The organism is Sulfuriferula nivalis, assembly GCF_009937995.1.
GTDB classification, from domain to species: domain Bacteria; phylum Pseudomonadota; class Gammaproteobacteria; order Burkholderiales; family Sulfuriferulaceae; genus Sulfuriferula; species Sulfuriferula nivalis.
The window spans coordinates 1,706,271-1,722,397 of the sequence record NZ_AP021881.1; the positions used below are offsets into that span (position 1 = coordinate 1,706,271).

Annotated in this window: 15 protein-coding genes, 3 tRNA genes and 2 pseudogenes; 12 read left to right on the forward strand and 8 right to left on the reverse strand. The window is 49.2% G+C overall.

Annotated features, from left to right (window positions below; all coding sequences use genetic code 11):
* Positions 1–152 precede the first annotated feature (152 nt).
* The 10 genes from SFSGTM_RS08405 to SFSGTM_RS17330 all read left to right on the forward strand — a co-directional run bounded on the left by SFSGTM_RS08405 (position 153) and on the right by SFSGTM_RS17330 (position 5,989).
* Positions 153–398 carry an exodeoxyribonuclease VII small subunit gene (locus SFSGTM_RS08405; protein WP_162084766.1) on the forward strand — a complete coding sequence of 82 codons (246 nt, stop codon included), beginning with the start codon at positions 153–155 and terminating at the stop codon, positions 396–398.
* A complete protein-coding gene (locus SFSGTM_RS08410; RefSeq protein WP_162084767.1) occupies positions 388–1,275 on the forward strand; it encodes a polyprenyl synthetase family protein in 888 nt (295 codons plus the stop codon). Before SFSGTM_RS08405 ends, SFSGTM_RS08410 begins: the two co-directional genes overlap by 11 nt.
* Positions 1,272–3,125 carry a 1-deoxy-D-xylulose-5-phosphate synthase gene (dxs, locus tag SFSGTM_RS08415; RefSeq protein WP_232525949.1) on the forward strand — a complete coding sequence of 618 codons (1,854 nt, stop codon included), beginning with the start codon at positions 1,272–1,274 and terminating at the stop codon, positions 3,123–3,125. Before SFSGTM_RS08410 ends, dxs begins: the two co-directional genes overlap by 4 nt.
* 71 nt (positions 3,126–3,196) lie before the next feature.
* Complete coding sequence (folE2, locus tag SFSGTM_RS08420) at positions 3,197–4,006, forward strand: GTP cyclohydrolase FolE2 (protein WP_162084768.1); 810 nt, start codon at positions 3,197–3,199, stop codon at positions 4,004–4,006.
* Positions 4,007–4,011: 5 nt separating this feature from the next.
* Positions 4,012–4,719, forward strand: coding sequence for a type 1 glutamine amidotransferase (locus SFSGTM_RS08425; protein WP_162084769.1), 708 nt, complete (start codon positions 4,012–4,014; stop codon positions 4,717–4,719).
* Positions 4,713–4,973 (forward strand): hypothetical protein, encoded by a 261-nt coding sequence (locus SFSGTM_RS08430; protein ID WP_162084770.1) that lies wholly within the window; start codon positions 4,713–4,715, stop codon positions 4,971–4,973. Before SFSGTM_RS08425 ends, SFSGTM_RS08430 begins: the two co-directional genes overlap by 7 nt.
* A gap of 63 nt (positions 4,974–5,036) precedes the next feature.
* Positions 5,037–5,112 (forward strand) — tRNA-Lys (locus SFSGTM_RS08435).
* 60 nt (positions 5,113–5,172) lie between these two features.
* Positions 5,173–5,248, forward strand: a tRNA-Lys gene (locus SFSGTM_RS08440).
* Positions 5,249–5,300: 52 nt separating this feature from the next.
* A tRNA-Lys gene (locus SFSGTM_RS08445) sits at positions 5,301–5,376 on the forward strand.
* A 409-nt stretch (positions 5,377–5,785) separates the two neighbouring features.
* On the forward strand, positions 5,786–5,989 hold the full coding sequence (locus tag SFSGTM_RS17330) for a hypothetical protein (RefSeq protein ID WP_162084771.1): 204 nt from the start codon (positions 5,786–5,788) through the stop codon (positions 5,987–5,989).
* A gap of 289 nt (positions 5,990–6,278) precedes the next feature.
* On the opposite strand, the gene SFSGTM_RS08455 is transcribed toward SFSGTM_RS17330, so the two are convergent.
* Together SFSGTM_RS08455 and SFSGTM_RS08465 are read right to left on the reverse strand one after the other, a co-directional pair.
* Positions 6,279–7,394: an IS91 family transposase gene (locus tag SFSGTM_RS08455; RefSeq protein ID WP_162083488.1), complete on the reverse strand. Its 1,116-nt coding sequence runs from the start codon at positions 7,392–7,394 to the stop codon at positions 6,279–6,281.
* A pseudogene (locus tag SFSGTM_RS08465) lies at positions 7,391–8,304 on the reverse strand (tyrosine-type recombinase/integrase). Before SFSGTM_RS08465 ends, SFSGTM_RS08455 begins: the two are co-directional and overlap by 4 nt.
* 116 nt (positions 8,305–8,420) lie before the next feature.
* On the opposite strand from SFSGTM_RS08465, the pseudogene SFSGTM_RS17200 reads away from it, so the two are divergent.
* Together SFSGTM_RS17200 and SFSGTM_RS17205 are read left to right on the forward strand one after the other, a co-directional pair.
* Positions 8,421–9,608 (forward strand): annotated as a pseudogene (locus SFSGTM_RS17200) (molybdopterin-dependent oxidoreductase); the annotation flags it as partial.
* A 15-nt stretch (positions 9,609–9,623) separates the two neighbouring features.
* Positions 9,624–10,301: a molybdopterin dinucleotide binding domain-containing protein gene (locus tag SFSGTM_RS17205; RefSeq protein WP_269780101.1), complete on the forward strand. Its 678-nt coding sequence runs from the start codon at positions 9,624–9,626 to the stop codon at positions 10,299–10,301.
* 45 nt (positions 10,302–10,346) lie between these two features.
* Here SFSGTM_RS17205 and SFSGTM_RS08475 read toward each other — a convergent pair whose 3' ends face one another.
* From SFSGTM_RS08475 to SFSGTM_RS08500, 6 genes are all read right to left on the reverse strand, one after another.
* On the reverse strand, positions 10,347–10,625 hold the full coding sequence (locus SFSGTM_RS08475) for a SemiSWEET transporter (protein WP_162084773.1): 279 nt from the start codon (positions 10,623–10,625) through the stop codon (positions 10,347–10,349).
* Between the two features lie 93 nt (positions 10,626–10,718).
* Entirely contained in the window at positions 10,719–10,991 is a 273-nt protein-coding gene (locus SFSGTM_RS08480) for an HU family DNA-binding protein (protein WP_162084774.1), read from the reverse strand.
* A gap of 192 nt (positions 10,992–11,183) precedes the next feature.
* Positions 11,184–12,593, reverse strand: coding sequence for an 8-oxoguanine deaminase (locus tag SFSGTM_RS08485; RefSeq protein ID WP_162084775.1), 1,410 nt, complete (start codon positions 12,591–12,593; stop codon positions 11,184–11,186).
* A complete protein-coding gene (locus SFSGTM_RS08490; RefSeq protein ID WP_174237405.1) occupies positions 12,590–13,600 on the reverse strand; it encodes a Rieske 2Fe-2S domain-containing protein in 1,011 nt (336 codons plus the stop codon). The genes SFSGTM_RS08485 and SFSGTM_RS08490 overlap by 4 nt, the downstream gene beginning before the upstream one ends.
* Positions 13,593–14,927: a guanine deaminase gene (gene guaD, locus SFSGTM_RS08495; RefSeq protein ID WP_174237406.1), complete on the reverse strand. Its 1,335-nt coding sequence runs from the start codon at positions 14,925–14,927 to the stop codon at positions 13,593–13,595. Before guaD ends, SFSGTM_RS08490 begins: the two co-directional genes overlap by 8 nt.
* Positions 14,924–16,123 carry a urate hydroxylase PuuD gene (locus SFSGTM_RS08500; protein ID WP_162084776.1) on the reverse strand — a complete coding sequence of 400 codons (1,200 nt, stop codon included), beginning with the start codon at positions 16,121–16,123 and terminating at the stop codon, positions 14,924–14,926. The genes guaD and SFSGTM_RS08500 overlap by 4 nt, the downstream gene beginning before the upstream one ends.
* Between the last annotated feature and the right edge of the window lie 4 nt (positions 16,124–16,127).

A 16,127-nucleotide genomic window follows, 5' to 3' on the forward strand; every position in this document is an offset into this window, starting at 1 on the left:
AATCAAGACGGCACAACAGCCGCTTAACCCCCATAAATAAAGTAAATTCAATCAATAAGAAAGCGCCCAATTATCTCTAAAATTAGCATTAAAGGCAATTATTCGGTAATATTTGTACCCTTACCTATGCAATTTACTGAACCTTCATCAATATGACTCGTCGCGCCAGCGCTCAACCCGCCAATTTTGAAGCAGCTACCACTGAATTAGAGCGTATCGTTGCTGATATGGAATCCGGGCAACTTACCTTAGAGCAGTCGCTTGCCAGCTACCAACGCGGGGCCGAATTATTACAATTTTGCCAAACTGCGCTTAATGCTGCCCAACAACAAGTACAGATACTTGAAAATGGCACGCTAAACAATTTTAATAGCCCTAATTCACAAGATGACAACTGACTTTTTAACTTGGTCTACCGCCCTGCAGACACGCATGGAAATCGTGCTGTCTACTCATTTACCGGCCGCTGATATTGCTCCCAAGACTTTGCATCAGGCTATGCGTTATGCGGTACTGGAAGGCGGTAAACGAGTACGCCCCCTGCTTGCCTTCGCCGCTGGGGAAATTACACAAGCACAACCTGAACGAGTAGAAATTGCTGCTGCAGCGGTTGAACTGATACACGCCTACTCATTGGTGCATGACGACATGCCAGCCATGGATAATGATGTGCTGAGGCGTGGCAAACCAACCTGTCATGTGGAATTTGGCGAAGCCACTGCATTACTGGTAGGTGATAGTTTGCAAACACTGGCATTTGATTTACTTGCCAGTCACACATTGAATGATAATGCGCAACAACAGTTGCACATGATCAAAATACTCGCCAATGCATCAGGTTCTCGTGGCATGGCAGGTGGACAAGCAATTGACCTGGCTAGCGTTGGTGTTGCGATCAGTCTGCCTGAGCTAGAATTCATGCATATCCACAAAACTGGCGCATTAATCCGTGCGGCTGTATTGCTAGGTGCGCATTGCGGTCAACTTGACCCCGCTCAGATCGAAAAACTCGATCATTACGCCAAATGTGTAGGCTTAGCATTTCAAGTCGTTGACGATATTCTAGATGCAAGCGCACCTACTGCCATTTTAGGTAAAACTGCAGGAAAAGATGCGGCAGATAACAAACCCACTTATGTCAGCTTGATGGGTATGACTGAAGCGAAGTCACTTGCAGCGTCGCTGCATCAGGATGCGCTCCTTGCTATCCAAGGGTTTGAACATAACCAACGTCTGCGTGAAATGGCCGACTTTATCATACAGAGAACATTTTGATTCCAGACACTTCACTTCTTGCCCGCATTAACGATCCAGAGGCATTGCGCGCACTGGAACGTGACGAGTTACCCGAATTAGCCCAAGAAATTCGTGATTTTATGCTTGCCAGTATCGCTCAGACAGGTGGTCATTTTGCCTCTAATTTTGGTGCCGTCGAGCTGAGCATTGCTTTGCATTATGTGTTTAACACGCCTGATGACCGCATAGTCTGGGACGTAGGTCATCAAAGCTATCCACACAAAATCCTCACTGGACGTCGTACAGCCATGTCAGGTTTGCGCCAGGCGGGTGGGATTGCAGGCTTTCCTAAACGTGAAGAAAGTGAATTTGACACCTTTGGCACAGGGCATTCCAGCACGTCGATATCAGCAGCACTTGGCATGGCCGTGGCCGCAAAATTATCAGGCTTGGAGCGTCGTGCTATCGCTGTAATAGGTGATGGCGCAATGACCGCAGGGATGGCGTTTGAGGCATTGAATAATGCGGGTGATATGGATGCCAATCTGCTGGTGATACTCAACGATAACGACATGTCCATTTCACCCAATGTTGGTGCATTAAATCATTATCTTGCGCGATTAATGTCAGGTAAATTCTATGCTGCAGCTCGTCGTGCCAGTGAAAAGGTATTAGCACATGTCCCGCCTATGCTTGAGCTGGCAAAACGTGCTGAAGAGCACGTCAAAGGCATGGTTACACCCAGCACCTTATTTGAAGAATTTGGATTTAATTATATCGGCCCCATAGATGGCCATGATTTGAATGCATTAATTGATACATTAGCCAATATCCGTCGACTGCCTGGCCCGCAATTTCTGCACGTTGTTACTAAAAAGGGTAAAGGATATCCTTTAGCTGAAGAAAACTCCTGTTTATATCATGGTGTAAGCCCATTTAAACCAGAAGTTGGCGTGCTCGAAAAAGCCTCACCAAAGCCCACTTATACGCAAGTATTTGGTGATTGGTTGTGTGATATGGCGGCAATCGACTCCCGTCTTGTTGGCATTACACCTGCGATGCGCGAAGGATCAGGTCTAGTTGCGTTTTCACAACAATATCCAGAACGTTATTTTGATGTCGGTATTGCTGAACAACATGCAGTTACCTTTGCGGCCGGATTGGCGGCTGATGGTTACAAACCTGTCGTCGCGATTTACTCAACTTTCTTGCAGCGTGCGTACGATCAACTCATCCATGACGTCGCCTTACAGAATCTGCCCGTCGTTTTCGCGATAGATCGTGCTGGATTAGTCGGTGCGGATGGACCAACCCACGCCGGTAGTTTTGATCTCAGTTACTTGCGCTGCATTCCCAACATGACAGTCATGGCGCCGTCAGATGAAAACGAATGTCGTCAAATGCTTTATACCGCTATGCAACTGGATGGTCCGAGCGCAGTCCGTTATCCTCGAGGCACAGGACATGGCGCCGCTATCAGCCTGGCTATGCAAGCTTTACCCATCGGCAAAGGCGTGTTACGTCGTCAAGGGCAGCGTGTGGCTCTGCTGGCATTTGGCAGCATGGTGCAAACTGCCCTCTCCGCTGCTGATACCCTCAATGCCAGTGTCGCTGATATGCGCTTTGTGAAACCAATTGACGAAACACTCGTCCTACAATTAGCACAGAGCCATGATTTGATTGTGACGTTGGAAGAAAATGCCATCATGGGCGGTGCAGGCAGTGCTGTAAGCGAACTATTACGTGCACATAATGTGACTGTACGCGTGATACAACTCGGGCTACCTGACACTTATATTGACCATGGCAATCACACTCAAATGCTGGCTGAATGCGGCCTAAGCAGTGATGGAATAATCCATCGCGTTAATCAGGCTTTATCCGAGTAGTTTACTCGGGTATTAGCTCGCGCTATACTTAGCACATTACACATTAGTTAATAAACCGAACTGGAATCACCATGAATGATTGTTGCGATATCACCACCGCCATGCCTGACGTGCAAAATTATGCGGATACCCGTCAAATTGCCATTAATAAAGTCGGCATCAAGTCTATTCGTCACCCTGTCAAAGTTCAGGACAAGAGCATGGGCGTACAGCACACTATCGCCAATTTCAATATGTATGTGTATTTGCCACACAATTTCAAAGGCACACATATGTCGCGTTTTGTGCAGATACTCAATAGTAATGAACGTGAAATATCCATAGAAAACTTTGAAACTATGTTACGCCTAATGGTTGAACGTTTAGAAGCAGAATCCGGTTATATTGAGATGAGCTTCCCCTATTTCATTAACAAAACAGCACCAATATCAGGCGTACAAAGTTTAATGGATTACGACGTTACCCTCATCGGTGCAATAGAAAATGGCGAGTACGTCCACACTACCAAAGTAGTCGTACCTGTTACCAGCCTATGTCCGTGTTCGAAAAAAATATCTGACTATGGCGCCCATAATCAACGCTCACACGTCACCATAAGCGCTCGTACCAATGATTTCATGTGGATAGAGGATATCGTTGCCATCGCTGAGAGTCAGGCTTCCTGTGAATTATATGGCTTGCTTAAACGCCCAGATGAAAAATATGTGACTGAGCGTGCCTATGACAACCCTAAATTTGTGGAAGATATGGTACGCGACGTTGCTGCTGCCATAGACAGAGAGCCGCGCATCGACAGTTATGTTGTTGAAAGTGAGAACTTTGAATCTATCCACAACCATTCTGCTTACGCGTTAATTGAACGCGATAAACGCGCAAAATAAGCACCATGAAGCCAGTCGCCGTCTTTCGTCACATAGCTACTGAAGGTGCTGGTTATTTTGCAGATTTTTTAACTGAGCAGGATATCCCCTACCTGCTCATCAAAATTGATGAAGATGAAACTATCCCGACTAATCCACTAGATTATTCGGGATTAGTCTTTATGGGTGGCAGTATGAGCGTCAATGACAACCTGCCCTGGATATCTGACTCCCTCAATCTTATACGTGCTGCAATAGCTGCAGACGTTCCAGTTTTAGGGCACTGCCTGGGTGGGCAACTCATTTCCAAAGCGCTGGGTGCAGTTGTGAAACTCAACCCTGTGAAAGAAATAGGCTGGGGCAATGTCACCACCACGAACAACGATGTAGCCAGAGCTTGGTTCGATGGTTTGCAACAATATGACAGTTTTCATTGGCATGGAGAAACCTTTGAGTTGCCTGAAGGTGCTGTTCACATACTAAAAAGTGCTTACTGTGAAAATCAAGCTTATGCCATAGGCAAGCACCTTGCCTTGCAATGCCATGTTGAAATGACCGCAGAGATGGTTAAAACATGGAGTGAAAACGGCATAGCCGAAATCAACGCTGCCAGTGTCAGTCCCGCAGTTCAAACATTAGTTGAAATACAATCAGAACTTGATGAAAAAGTGACCCATCTCAATCGTGTCGCCGATCGTTTATACAGTCGCTGGCTTAAGGGGCTCAAGTGTTAACCTCGCCCAGTTTGGCGGAGCTGGAAAACTGCATAGGTCTCGCTTTTATATGGAAAAATGAGCACTATACTGTCGTAGAGATTATCGATTGTCCTCCTACCCTGATAGCACAAAAATGTACTAAAGATCAGGTTATGCAAAATGACGTGTATGGACGAGCTCATCGTGAAGTCCGCACCACGATTAGCATCCCCATTTTTAACGCAGATACCACTCAGTTACATCCGGAATTCTCTCTCATTCAATTTCGATAGCCTTTTTTTGGATTTTCAATCTTGACGAATTTGTTAAAACCAGTATAATTGCGGCTCTCAACTGGGTCGGTAGCTCAGCCGGTAGAGCAGCGGACTTTTAATCCGTTTGTCGCGGGTTCGACCCCCGCCCGACCCACCAAGAACACAAGTAACACATTGCTCAAAAGAAAAGCTAGGTTCTATCCTAGCTTTTTTCTTTGGGTCGGTAGCTCAGTTGGTAGAGCAGCGGACTTTTAATCCGTTTGTCGCGGGTTCGAATCCCGCCCGACCCACCAGAAACATATATTACTCAAAAGAAAAGCCAGATTCTACCCTGGCTTTTTCTTTGGGTCGGTAGCTCAGTTGGTAGAGCAGCGGACTCTTAATCCGTTTGTCGAGGGTTCGACCCCCTCCCGGCCCACCAAACACATTACTCAAAAGAAAAACCAGATTTTATTTTAGCCTTTATATTTAAGTCGGTAGCTAGAGCAGCCGACTCATAATCGCTCTGCCGTTAGTTCGATCCTCGCACGCCCTACCAATGAAGTTGAAGGTTGCAGTGAATTTATTTTAGCGCCTTTTGTTGTTTCTTGGTGATAACTCACAACGAATGTACTCTGGCTTGATCTGTACGTTTCATATCTAATTTCACTAGAATTGTAAATTATTAACCGCATTGTGGTTAATTTGAGTATAAATGGCGTTGTTGCTTTTCAATTGAAATATTATATTGAAATTAGGCAGTCACACCGATAGGATTCAAAAGCACTGCTCGGTGCGGCTTTTCTGACTGCCACCCGATAACCTTATACGCGGAATTGTGAGCCCCTCGCATGATAGTAAAGTCGACCTGTCCACGTGATTGCTATGATCGCTGTGGTCTTTTGATTCATGTCGAGGGTGGCAGGGTAAGTAAAGTCGTCGGAGACCCATCTCACCCGAGTACTAAAGGGGCGATTTGCGCCAAATGTGCGACAGCCTATAACGGCATATGGCTTGATGAGAGAGCACGCCTAACGAATAAGGTTAGATTGTGATCGCGAAGCGAGCCACAATCTGAACCGTTTGTTGGACAAGCCCGGCATGGCTGGGGCGGGTGTTGCTTGAGCGCTTATGGAAATATCTTTTTGACTATGCTGGCATAACTGGACGCGTTACGCATCCCACCCGCCATTTCACGACCTTCACGTTGCCATTGCAGCAACTTATTCTATTCAACTCACCGTTTTTAGTCGGCTTTTCGGGCATGTTAACCCAATTTCAGCCTTCTTCAGGGCGAGCACGGCCATACCTGCCTAGTCTGGCAGGTGGGCGGTGTGGGCTGGTTTAGCGCATGGTCTCCCACCCTGTGTCATCTGCTCTGTGTTCCCGTTTTATAGATGGGGCTGATGTGGCTAGCGGTATCGCTTTGATACGTGTGCGCACTATCTTCATCACCCCACCGCAACATTGGCAACGTATCGCTGGTCTGGGTTGCGCTGGCGGCGGATTGTTCCGTCGCCATAGGTGGGTCAGCTGTAGCTGGGTGAGTAGTTTGCTATTGGGATGCAGGTAGCCAAAGTTGCGGGCGCGGCGGTAGCCTTTGGGCAGAATGTGTTGCAGTATCAGTCGCAGGAAGGCTACACCACTCAAGGTACGGGTTTCCATTTGTTTGGTTTGGCTGTTCCGGTAACGGAAGGTGACCTGACCATGCCGGTCGGAGAGGATGTCTTTCTCCTGTATCACCCCCCGATACAGATAGCGCCCAAGGTAGATCAGAGCGTGCTGTCCAGTGCCGACGGCTTTGCAATCCACCACCCAATCGGTCGGGTAATCGTTTGGCAGGGTGAGTCCTGCTTGTCTGATGCCTGCCAGTAATTTGGCACGAAATACTTTGGCCAGGGCTTTGTGGTTAAACAGGTAGTTGCCGTGTTTATGACGCATGCGTCGCTGTTTGGGGTTAAAGGCGACAGCGGGCATGACGAGATGCACATGGGGGTGATAGTCCAGTCGGCGGTTATGGGTATGCAGTACAGTCACCGCCCCTGCGCTGCCGCGCAGCTTGTTGTCGTTTTGGCTGAAGGTGTTGACTGTTTCCCACGCGCAGCGTGTGATCAAGTCATACATGACGCGCTGATGTTGCCAGGCCAGTGTGCGCAACTGGGCGGGCACGGTGAAGGTGAGCATGAAGTAGTTGGCGGGGATGGATTTGTGTAATTGCTGGTCTATCCAGCGCTGTGATTCGTGCGCCTGGCAATGCGGGCAATGCCGATGACCGCAGGAATGTGGCAGGTAGCTGGGTGTTTGACAATCATCACAGGCAAGTTGCATCCTCGGGCTCATCTGGCTACGGCAGGTTTGAAAGGCGGTTAAGGCAGCTTGCTGGCTGGGCAATAGGTGATGACCGTGTTGTGCAAGCAGTTTAGCTGCGTAGGTTGCTACGATGTGCGCCAGTCTGATCATTTGACTTTGCCCCAATGAATGTGGAATTTCTCCATTAATTGATTAAGGCGAGTGTGTGCGCTCTGATGGCGTTGTTCGGTGAGGTGGGTGTAGCGGATGGTGGTGAGGATGGACTGGTGTCCGAGTATCTGCTGAATTTCGAGTAAATCGATGCCAGCTTCTATCAGGTGGGTGGCATAGCTGTGGCGCAGGCTGTGTGGTGTAATTCTTTTTTTAAGCCACAGTCACGGGTCACTTGACCCAAGGTGGTCTGGATACCACCACGATCCAGCGGGGTGCGTGCCAAGTGCGATTTGGCAAGACCGCCGTGTCGATTAGGAAAGAGCAAGCTTGGGTTGCGATGGGTGAGCCAGAAACGGCGCAATACCTGCAAGGTGTTCTCTGATAACGGCACCAATCGATCACGGTTGCCTTTGGCGTTGCGTACTTGCACCCGCATCCGATCCGCATCGATATCCCCTACCTGCAAGCGTAAGCCTTCGCCTAATCGTAAGCCCAGGCTGTAGAGGGTGAAGAAGAATACGCGGTAGCTCAATACGCGGGTGGCCATGAAGATTTGTTGTGCCTGGGCGACGGTAATGATGTCGGGCAGGCTATATGACTTGGGTGGTTTAACCAGATCCGCACCTGGCCAGGGTTGGCTGAGTACATGGGCATAATAGAACTTCAGTCCATACAGATCATGTTTGAGCGTACTCCATGAATGGGTATCCAGGATGCGAACAAAATAGTCGGTTAATTGTGGCTTGGTGAGCGCGTCTATCTGGTCATTAAAATACACCGCTGCGCGCCGTACGCCGTGTGAATACAAGGCGATGGTTTTAGGCTGCATGCCTCTGAGCTTGAGGCAATTCAGCAGTCGCTGGTGATTGTGCTCGAAGTGCGCGGGGATGGGTGTGGGGGCTGTCAATGTCGTCTCCTCGTGGTACAGTAATCAAAATTCCATTGCTGGGGGAGACGAAATTATGCTGCGTAATTTGATGGTTCGGGAATATTTCTCCGCGATAGCGGCTTCGTTCAACGACACCACTCAAGCGCAGCGGTCCCAAAGGCAGCGGTTATTACACACCCATCAGCTGGACAGAAGCGCTGGAAGAACTGGCATCTCGCCTGCTACAGACGATGGATTCGGGAGCGGCCTCAACGATTTTACATGCCCACTATCAGGGAACCTATTCAGCGATCGCCTGCAATTTCCCGAACCGTTTTTTCCACCATATCGGTGCAACCGAAGTCGATCCAAGTTCGATATGCGATAAAGCAGGACATGTCGCTTTGACGGCCATGTATGGAACCTCGTTCACTGGTTTCGATCCACGAACTATCTCCGAAGCCGAAACCATCCTCCTCTGGGGAGTCAACCCGTCGCATAGCGGTCCAATTACCGATCGTTCTTGGGTATCGGAATTCCGCGGAACCACCATAGTCGTCGATCCTCTACTAACGGATACCGCGAAAAAAGCGGATCTTCATCTACGCCCCTTTCCCGGAACGGATATCGACCTCGTTTATGGGATGTTGAGCGTCATGAAGCAGGAGGGGCTCATCGCGCAGGAGTTTCTGGACAAGCATGTCCAGGGGTGGATGCCCGTTGAGGAACATCTGAAGACTGTATCGTTGTCCCAAGTTAGTGCAGTCACCGGTGTGGCGGCCGATCTGATCACCACGGCCGCCCGCCTCTATGCAAAGGGGCCCTCATTGCTCTGGATGGGCATCGGTTTGCAACGACAATTCAGGGGCGGTGACATAGTACGGTCAGTCGCAATGCTGCCTGCTGCCACCGCGCAAATTGGCGTGCTCGGCGGCGGCTTCCTTTATATGAACGGCTATGAAAGCATCGGGGTACCGGTGGAGTGCCTAACCAGGCCCGACCTATCGGTGACTGCACCAAAGTCTGTCATCCATATGGACTTGGCGGCTGCACTCGAAGATTCATCACGATCCCGAATATTTTTCAACTGGAATACCAATGTTTTGGCATCGGCTCCTGACCAGGGCAGGCTCCGACACGCGTTGACCAGAGAAGATCTTCACACTGTCGTCATAGACCTTTTTATGACCGACACCGCGAAATATGCTGATCTCATCTTACCTGCTGCAAATTTTATGGAGTTTGATGATTTAGTATTTTCATATTTCCACAATTCCGTGTCTGCTCAAATCAAGGCTCGCGATCCCGTCGGCTCCGCTCTTCCCAATCAGGAAATATTTAGACGCCTCGCCCACGCCATGGATTTGTCGGAATCGTCTCTTTATGAGCAGGACGAAAATATCATCAGCTCCCTGCTTGACTATGTCAGACCAGGACTGAGCTTCGAGCACTTGTCCAGCCAAGGAACTGTTTACGCCAGTGACAGCCCACGAATCCAATTTCCAGAGCGCCAATTTGCTACCCCAAGTGGCAAGATCGAGATCGATTCAGCTGTTTTTCTGCAAGAAGGATTAGGCTCAATCCCGAAGCCAACAGCGTTTAAACATCTGGACACGGATGAATTACGGCTATTAAGCCCATCTCACGCTCTGTTGATGAACAGCAGTTATGGCAATGACCCTCGAATCTTACGCAGGCTCGGTGCAGCGACGATACTTGTAAACACGACAGACGCAGACCGGCTAAACCTTTCCTCTGGTGACCAAGTCGATGTCTGTCATGGGGAATCAACGCTCCGTCTCACAGTGGAGGTCTCCGAGGTGCCGCCAGTCGGTGTTGCCGTGTGTTACAAGTCGAGGTGGCCGGGTCTGGATGCAGGCGGAGCCAACATTAACCTTCTTAATCCAGCGCTGAGAGCCGATTTAGGTGATGGAACTGCGGTCAACAGCCTAGTGGTGAGGCTACGGCCCATCCATGAACAGCATAGCAGCGGGGCGCCATTAACCAAACCTCAAAGGATCTGGCAAACAGACTGAAAGTAACACCCCCTGGCGATTTGGCTCACGCTCACCCCACCAGTCTTATTCACCATCATGCTGTCCAGTTTTCTGATAATAATATTTTAAGAATAAAATCACTGATGCCAAGACTAATGTAATGGCGTTAGCGATAATAATTGGCCATGCCTGCAACATCAGTCCGTAATAAAGCCAAAGCGCTACACCAGTGATGAATATGATAAACATACTGGCAGAAATATCATCCGCATGTTTACGCTGCCAAATACGGTAAACCTGAGGCACAAATGCCATTGTTGTTAGCGTACCGGCAAGCAAACCTATCCAATTCTGATTAATCATGCAGTGCCTTCGAAAAATGTACATTAGGGTGTAAGCAATGAGTTACATAAAAAAGCCCATCATGAAGATGGGCTTTTTTGAAGTGGAACAAATTTAGTTCACTGCTTCTTTCAAACCTTTACCTGCGCTGAAACCAGGTGAGTTACATGCTGCGATTTGCAACGCTGCACCTGTTTTAGGGTTTCTGCCAGTACGCGCTGCGCGTTTGCTCACTTTGAAAGTACCAAAGCCTACCAAGCTCACATCTTCACCCTTTTTCAGTGTGCTGGTGATTGCAGCCATCAGTGCATCTAATGCTTTACCAGCATTTGCTTTGGTCATGTCAGCATCTTTAGCAATTGCGTCTATCAATTCAGATTTGTTCATATAGTGTGACTCCATAGTTGTACGTTAAATATAAAATGCCAAACAGACACGCGGTGAGCTATCAGGCACAGCTGCTATGCTAAACCAATTAGCATTCTTAATAAAGGTCTACATGCATGTAAGCGTTACTTTCATTGAGTTCATGACAATTTAATTAAAAAATATACGACTCTAAGCTCGATTTGTTATTGATTAAATCAAACCCGCCCGTTCCAGCATGCCCATACTTGCTCTGTTATGACGCTTAACTAGCCCGCCAATATCAATGCCCACCAAGCTGCCATTGTCCACCACCACCCTGCCATTAATGATCGACAGCCAGGCTTGAGCAGGTGCGCACGTCATCAATGCCGCAACAGGATCCCCCATAGCACCGGCATGACCTAAGTCATCCACTCGAAAAGCCACCAGATCAGCCGCTTTGCCGACTTCCAGACTACCGATATCATCGCGCTGTAATACCCTTGCACCACCTAGTGTTGCCAATTCCAGCGCCTCACGAGCAGAAAACCGGTCAGCACGAGACTCAAACCCTGGCCAGCCAACACGCTGCAACAGCATGGCCTGGCGTGCTTCACCCAGCATGTGATTACCATCGTTGCTGGCTGAACCATCGACACCCAGCCCGACACGCACGCCGCGATCAACCATGCGTCGTACTGGAGCAATACCGGAAGCCAGTATCATGTTGCTGGTTGCGCAGTGGCACACACCACTGCAATGATGGGCTAGGCGGTCGATATCTGACTCGCTGGGATGCACCATATGCGCAAACCAGACATCCTCACCCATCCATTCCACCGATTCAGCGTAATCCAGTGGACGTTTACCAAATTTTTCCAGACAAAAACGATCTTCGTCCAGCGTTTCGGCGAGATGTGTATGTAAACCAACTCGTTGATAGGTTCGTGCCAGACGCGCGCTTTCACGCATTAAATCTCCGGTCACACTGAATGGTGAACAGGGTGCCAGACCGATACGCAGCATGGAATATGCGCCAGCATCATGAAAGGTCTCAATCACGCGCTGACTGTCTTTAAGGATGGCAGCTTCGTCCTCCACCACCCTGTCTGGAGGCAAACCACCTTTACTCTCACCCAGACTCATACTGCCGCGCGTGGGATGAAAACGCACACCCATCTCCTGCGCTGCTGCAATTTCATCATCCAGTCGCGTACCGTTGGGAAAGAGATATAAATGATCAGCAACAGTCGTCGCTCCCGACAATAGCAATTCAGCCAGTCCAATCTGAGTGCTGACATGTATCGCCTCAGCATCCATTTCTGCCCACACCGGGTACAACATTTTGAGCCAGTCAAATAGCACCTTGCCCTGCCCCGTCCCTATCGTACGCGTAAGCGTCTGATACAGATGATGGTGGCAGTTCACCAAACCTGGTGTTACGACACAACCAGTGGCGGTGATCGTGCGATGCGGTTGACGGTTAGAGGGGTCTTGCGCTATCCATGCATCCATCTGGGTAGCAGTATCAACTTTGACTATTACATTATTTTCTACCAACACGCTGGCACGAGGCAGTTCTTCACGGCTGGCATTCATGGTAACAACGACATCAGCATCGTGAATCAAAATACGGTTCATAGTGGAGATTCCATAGTAATTACGCCATAGTGCAGATTTTTTTGCAGCAGATAACGTCGATAAAATACCGACAGCTTATCACTGGCGATCGACACCTCACTATCTGCTGCAAGTGGCAGACGCAGTGGCCGCTGATTTTCCAATATGGGTTTGTCTTGCAGAAATATTCGATCCTGAAATGCGCGTAGTTCAACATCGCTTTGTTCAAAATTGGTCATCGCCAGCACGATCCACACCTGACTTATCTCCTCAGCCAGCGGCTGCACATGCAAACTAATGGCTTCGCGGAAACTCTGTTGTGCTTGTAGCAATTTGGTCAGAATAGCGGTGAGTGGTCGCACGACTCGGTAAGTGTATTCGACTTCACTGCCACCATGCGCCAGACTATTGGTTTGCGGTTGCCAAAATCGACACTGCGTTGCCAGCACACCAGTCTCGCCACCGTCATCAACATAGGTCTCGACTTTGTAATCGCGCACCGCAGTATGCTCGGCTTCACCCAGAATACCCTCATGCACGAATGAAAAATGCCCCATATCCAGAAAATTCTCAACAATGCGTGGCGCACTGGTTGCAACTACATAAGGTCCACATAACACCTTACGCAGATGCGGATCGTCGTATTCAGGAAATGGCAACAGCGGCAGTGCTGGTGTACCCAGACAAACCCAAACCAGCCCGTAACGCTCTATCACTTGATAAGCCCGTGCACAGGCTGATTTAGACGGCGTCCAGTCAGGTTGCGCAGGCACGGTGGAACAATGCCCATCAGCATCAAAACGCCAACCATGATATGCACAGACCAGCTGATCTGCTACGACTTTACCGATAGAGAAACGTGTACCACGATGCGGGCAGCGATCTTCCCAGGCATGAACACTGCCATCAGCACTGCGCCATAACGCCACTTCCTGCCCCATCAGACTGGCAGCCAGCACGCTCCCTGCGACAACCTGTTCAGAAGCTGCCAGCGGATGCCAGTCATTCCACAACACGACATCATGCATGCTGTATGGTCTCAGTAGATGAATGTGCCAGATTACCTAATACATAAGTTGCAGAAATAGCTCTGTCATCACCCATTATCATCCATAGAAACAGGCGCTCAGCGAGACTCGTTGCTGACTGCATGCGCCTTGCCAGTAAAGGTGTCGCATCAGGGTCGAGCACGACAAAATCGGCTTCCTTACCCACGGCAAAATTTCCTATATGCTGATCCAGTCCGAGAGATCTCGCATTACCCAGTGTAATCATGTAAAACGCCAGTAACGGGGATAAGGTATAACCGCGTAACTGCGCCACGTTATATGACGCCCCCAAGGTTTGCAGCAGGCTGAAACTGGTGCCACCACCCACATCTGTCGCGATGCCCACACGCATACTCGCGTCACGCGCACCCGCCAGATCGAACAGTCCGCTGCCTAAAAACAGATTGGAAGTCGGGCAAAATGCAGCCGTCGCCCCGCTATCCACCATGCGCTTACGGTCTTCCTCATCCAGATGGATACAATGCGCATACACCGCACCTTCACGCAGCAAACCGAAATGGTCATACACGTCCAGGTAACTTCGGCTCCAAGGGAACAAACGCGCCACCCACGCCACTTCATCATGGTTTTCTGCCAGATGGCTGTGTATATGTACCTGAGGGTAAGCCAGAGCCAATTCACCTGCTCGCGCCAGTTGCTGATCGCTGGAAGTAATAGCGAAACGCGGGGTAATCGCATAACCCAGTCGCCCCAATCCATGCCAGCGCTCTATTAATGCAGCGCTGTCGGCAAAACCCGTATCAGGTGTGTCGCGCAAATATTCAGGACTATGCCTGTCCATCAACACCTTACCCGCCACCATGCGCAGCTTGCGTTGTTCTGCTACGGTAAAGAAAGCATCTATAGACGCTCTATGTACACTACCGAATACCAGCGCGGTCGTTGTGCCATTGCGTAATAATTCATCAAGAAAAAACTCAGCAACTTCAGTAGCGTGGGCTTCATTATCAAAACGGCTTTCGGCAGGGAAAGTATAACGCTCCAGCCAGTCCAGCAACTGTGTTCCTGGTGCAGCGATAATGTCAGTTTGTGGAAAATGAATATGCGTATCTATGAATCCAGGCATAATCAGTTTGCCCGAATAATCGGTGATAACTGTATTGGCAGGTAAATCAGATGCAAGTGCAACATAATCACCGACAGCGTCAACCAGTCCATCTTTAACCAGCATTAATCCATCGGCAAAATAGGCATAAGCCTGTTCATTTTCACTCTCGCCAGGGTCAGCCAGAAAATGCAGTATGGAACCACGAAAAGCACGATACTTCGGTGTAACTATACTCATTGAGTGAGCGCCCCTGCATCATGCCAGGCAACGATGAGTTGTCGTTCCTGTTCGGTCATTGCGGTCAAATTTCCTAGCGGCATAGCTCGGCTCGATACCTGCTGATATACCAATGTCTCCTGCATTGCTACTCGTGTCGGCGTATCCAGCATAATACCCTTAGGCGCCGCGACAAAACCAGCCTGTGTCGGATGTTCGGCATGACAGGCAACACAGCGGGTCTGGACGATATGTACGACCTTGGCAAATTGCGCTGCCGGTGCTTCAACAGTTTCCGGTGGTGTAACCGCTGCGGGAGAAATTGCTATCGCAACACCCACCAGCAAACCTATCCCCAGCAACAATGGCAATTTTGATGGCTGTCCTTTATGACGCGAAACAAAATATACCCGTATTGCTGCTCCTGCCAGAGATATTGCCACCAATAATACCCAGTTATATGCATGATTAAACAGCATCGCATAATGGTTGCTCATCATCGTAAAAATCACTGGCAAGGTGAAATAGGTATTATGTACTGAGCGTTGTTTGGCTTTCAAACCTGGCGTTGCATCAGGCTTACGTCCGGCCAGTTTGGCCTTAATCAGCTCACGCTGACCAGGCATAATCACAAAAAACACATTCCCAACCATCAGCGTACCCAGCATGGCACCATAGTGGATAAATGCTCCGCGACCGCTGAATACGTGGGTCAATCCCCAGGCCGCAAAAACCGACAGCGCCAATACCGCCAACCCAAGCAAACGATCATCTCGACCTAAAGGAGAGCGGCATAAACCATCATAAATCAGCCAGCCAGCAATCAACGTGCCTATACCTATCGCAATCGCTTGCTCAGGTGTCAGTACAGCAACAGCAGGATCAATCAAATAAGTGTCTGCACCTACATAATAAACCAGGCTCAGCATAAAAAAGCCTGAGAGCCAGGTTGAATAAGCTTCCCATTTGAACCAATGTAACGGTTCAGGCAATTGCTCAGGCGCTACGCGATATTTCTGTGCATGATAAAACCCGCCGCCATGCACCGACCACACCTCGCCGCTTATCCCCTTGTAACTATCAGCGGGGTCAATAGGCACGCGTAGATGGTTGTCCAGCCAGACAAAATAAAACGATGCTCCTATCCACGCGATACCTGTAATCAAGTGTACCCAGCGCCCAAGGAAATTCAGCCATTCCAACCAGTATGCATCCATAATT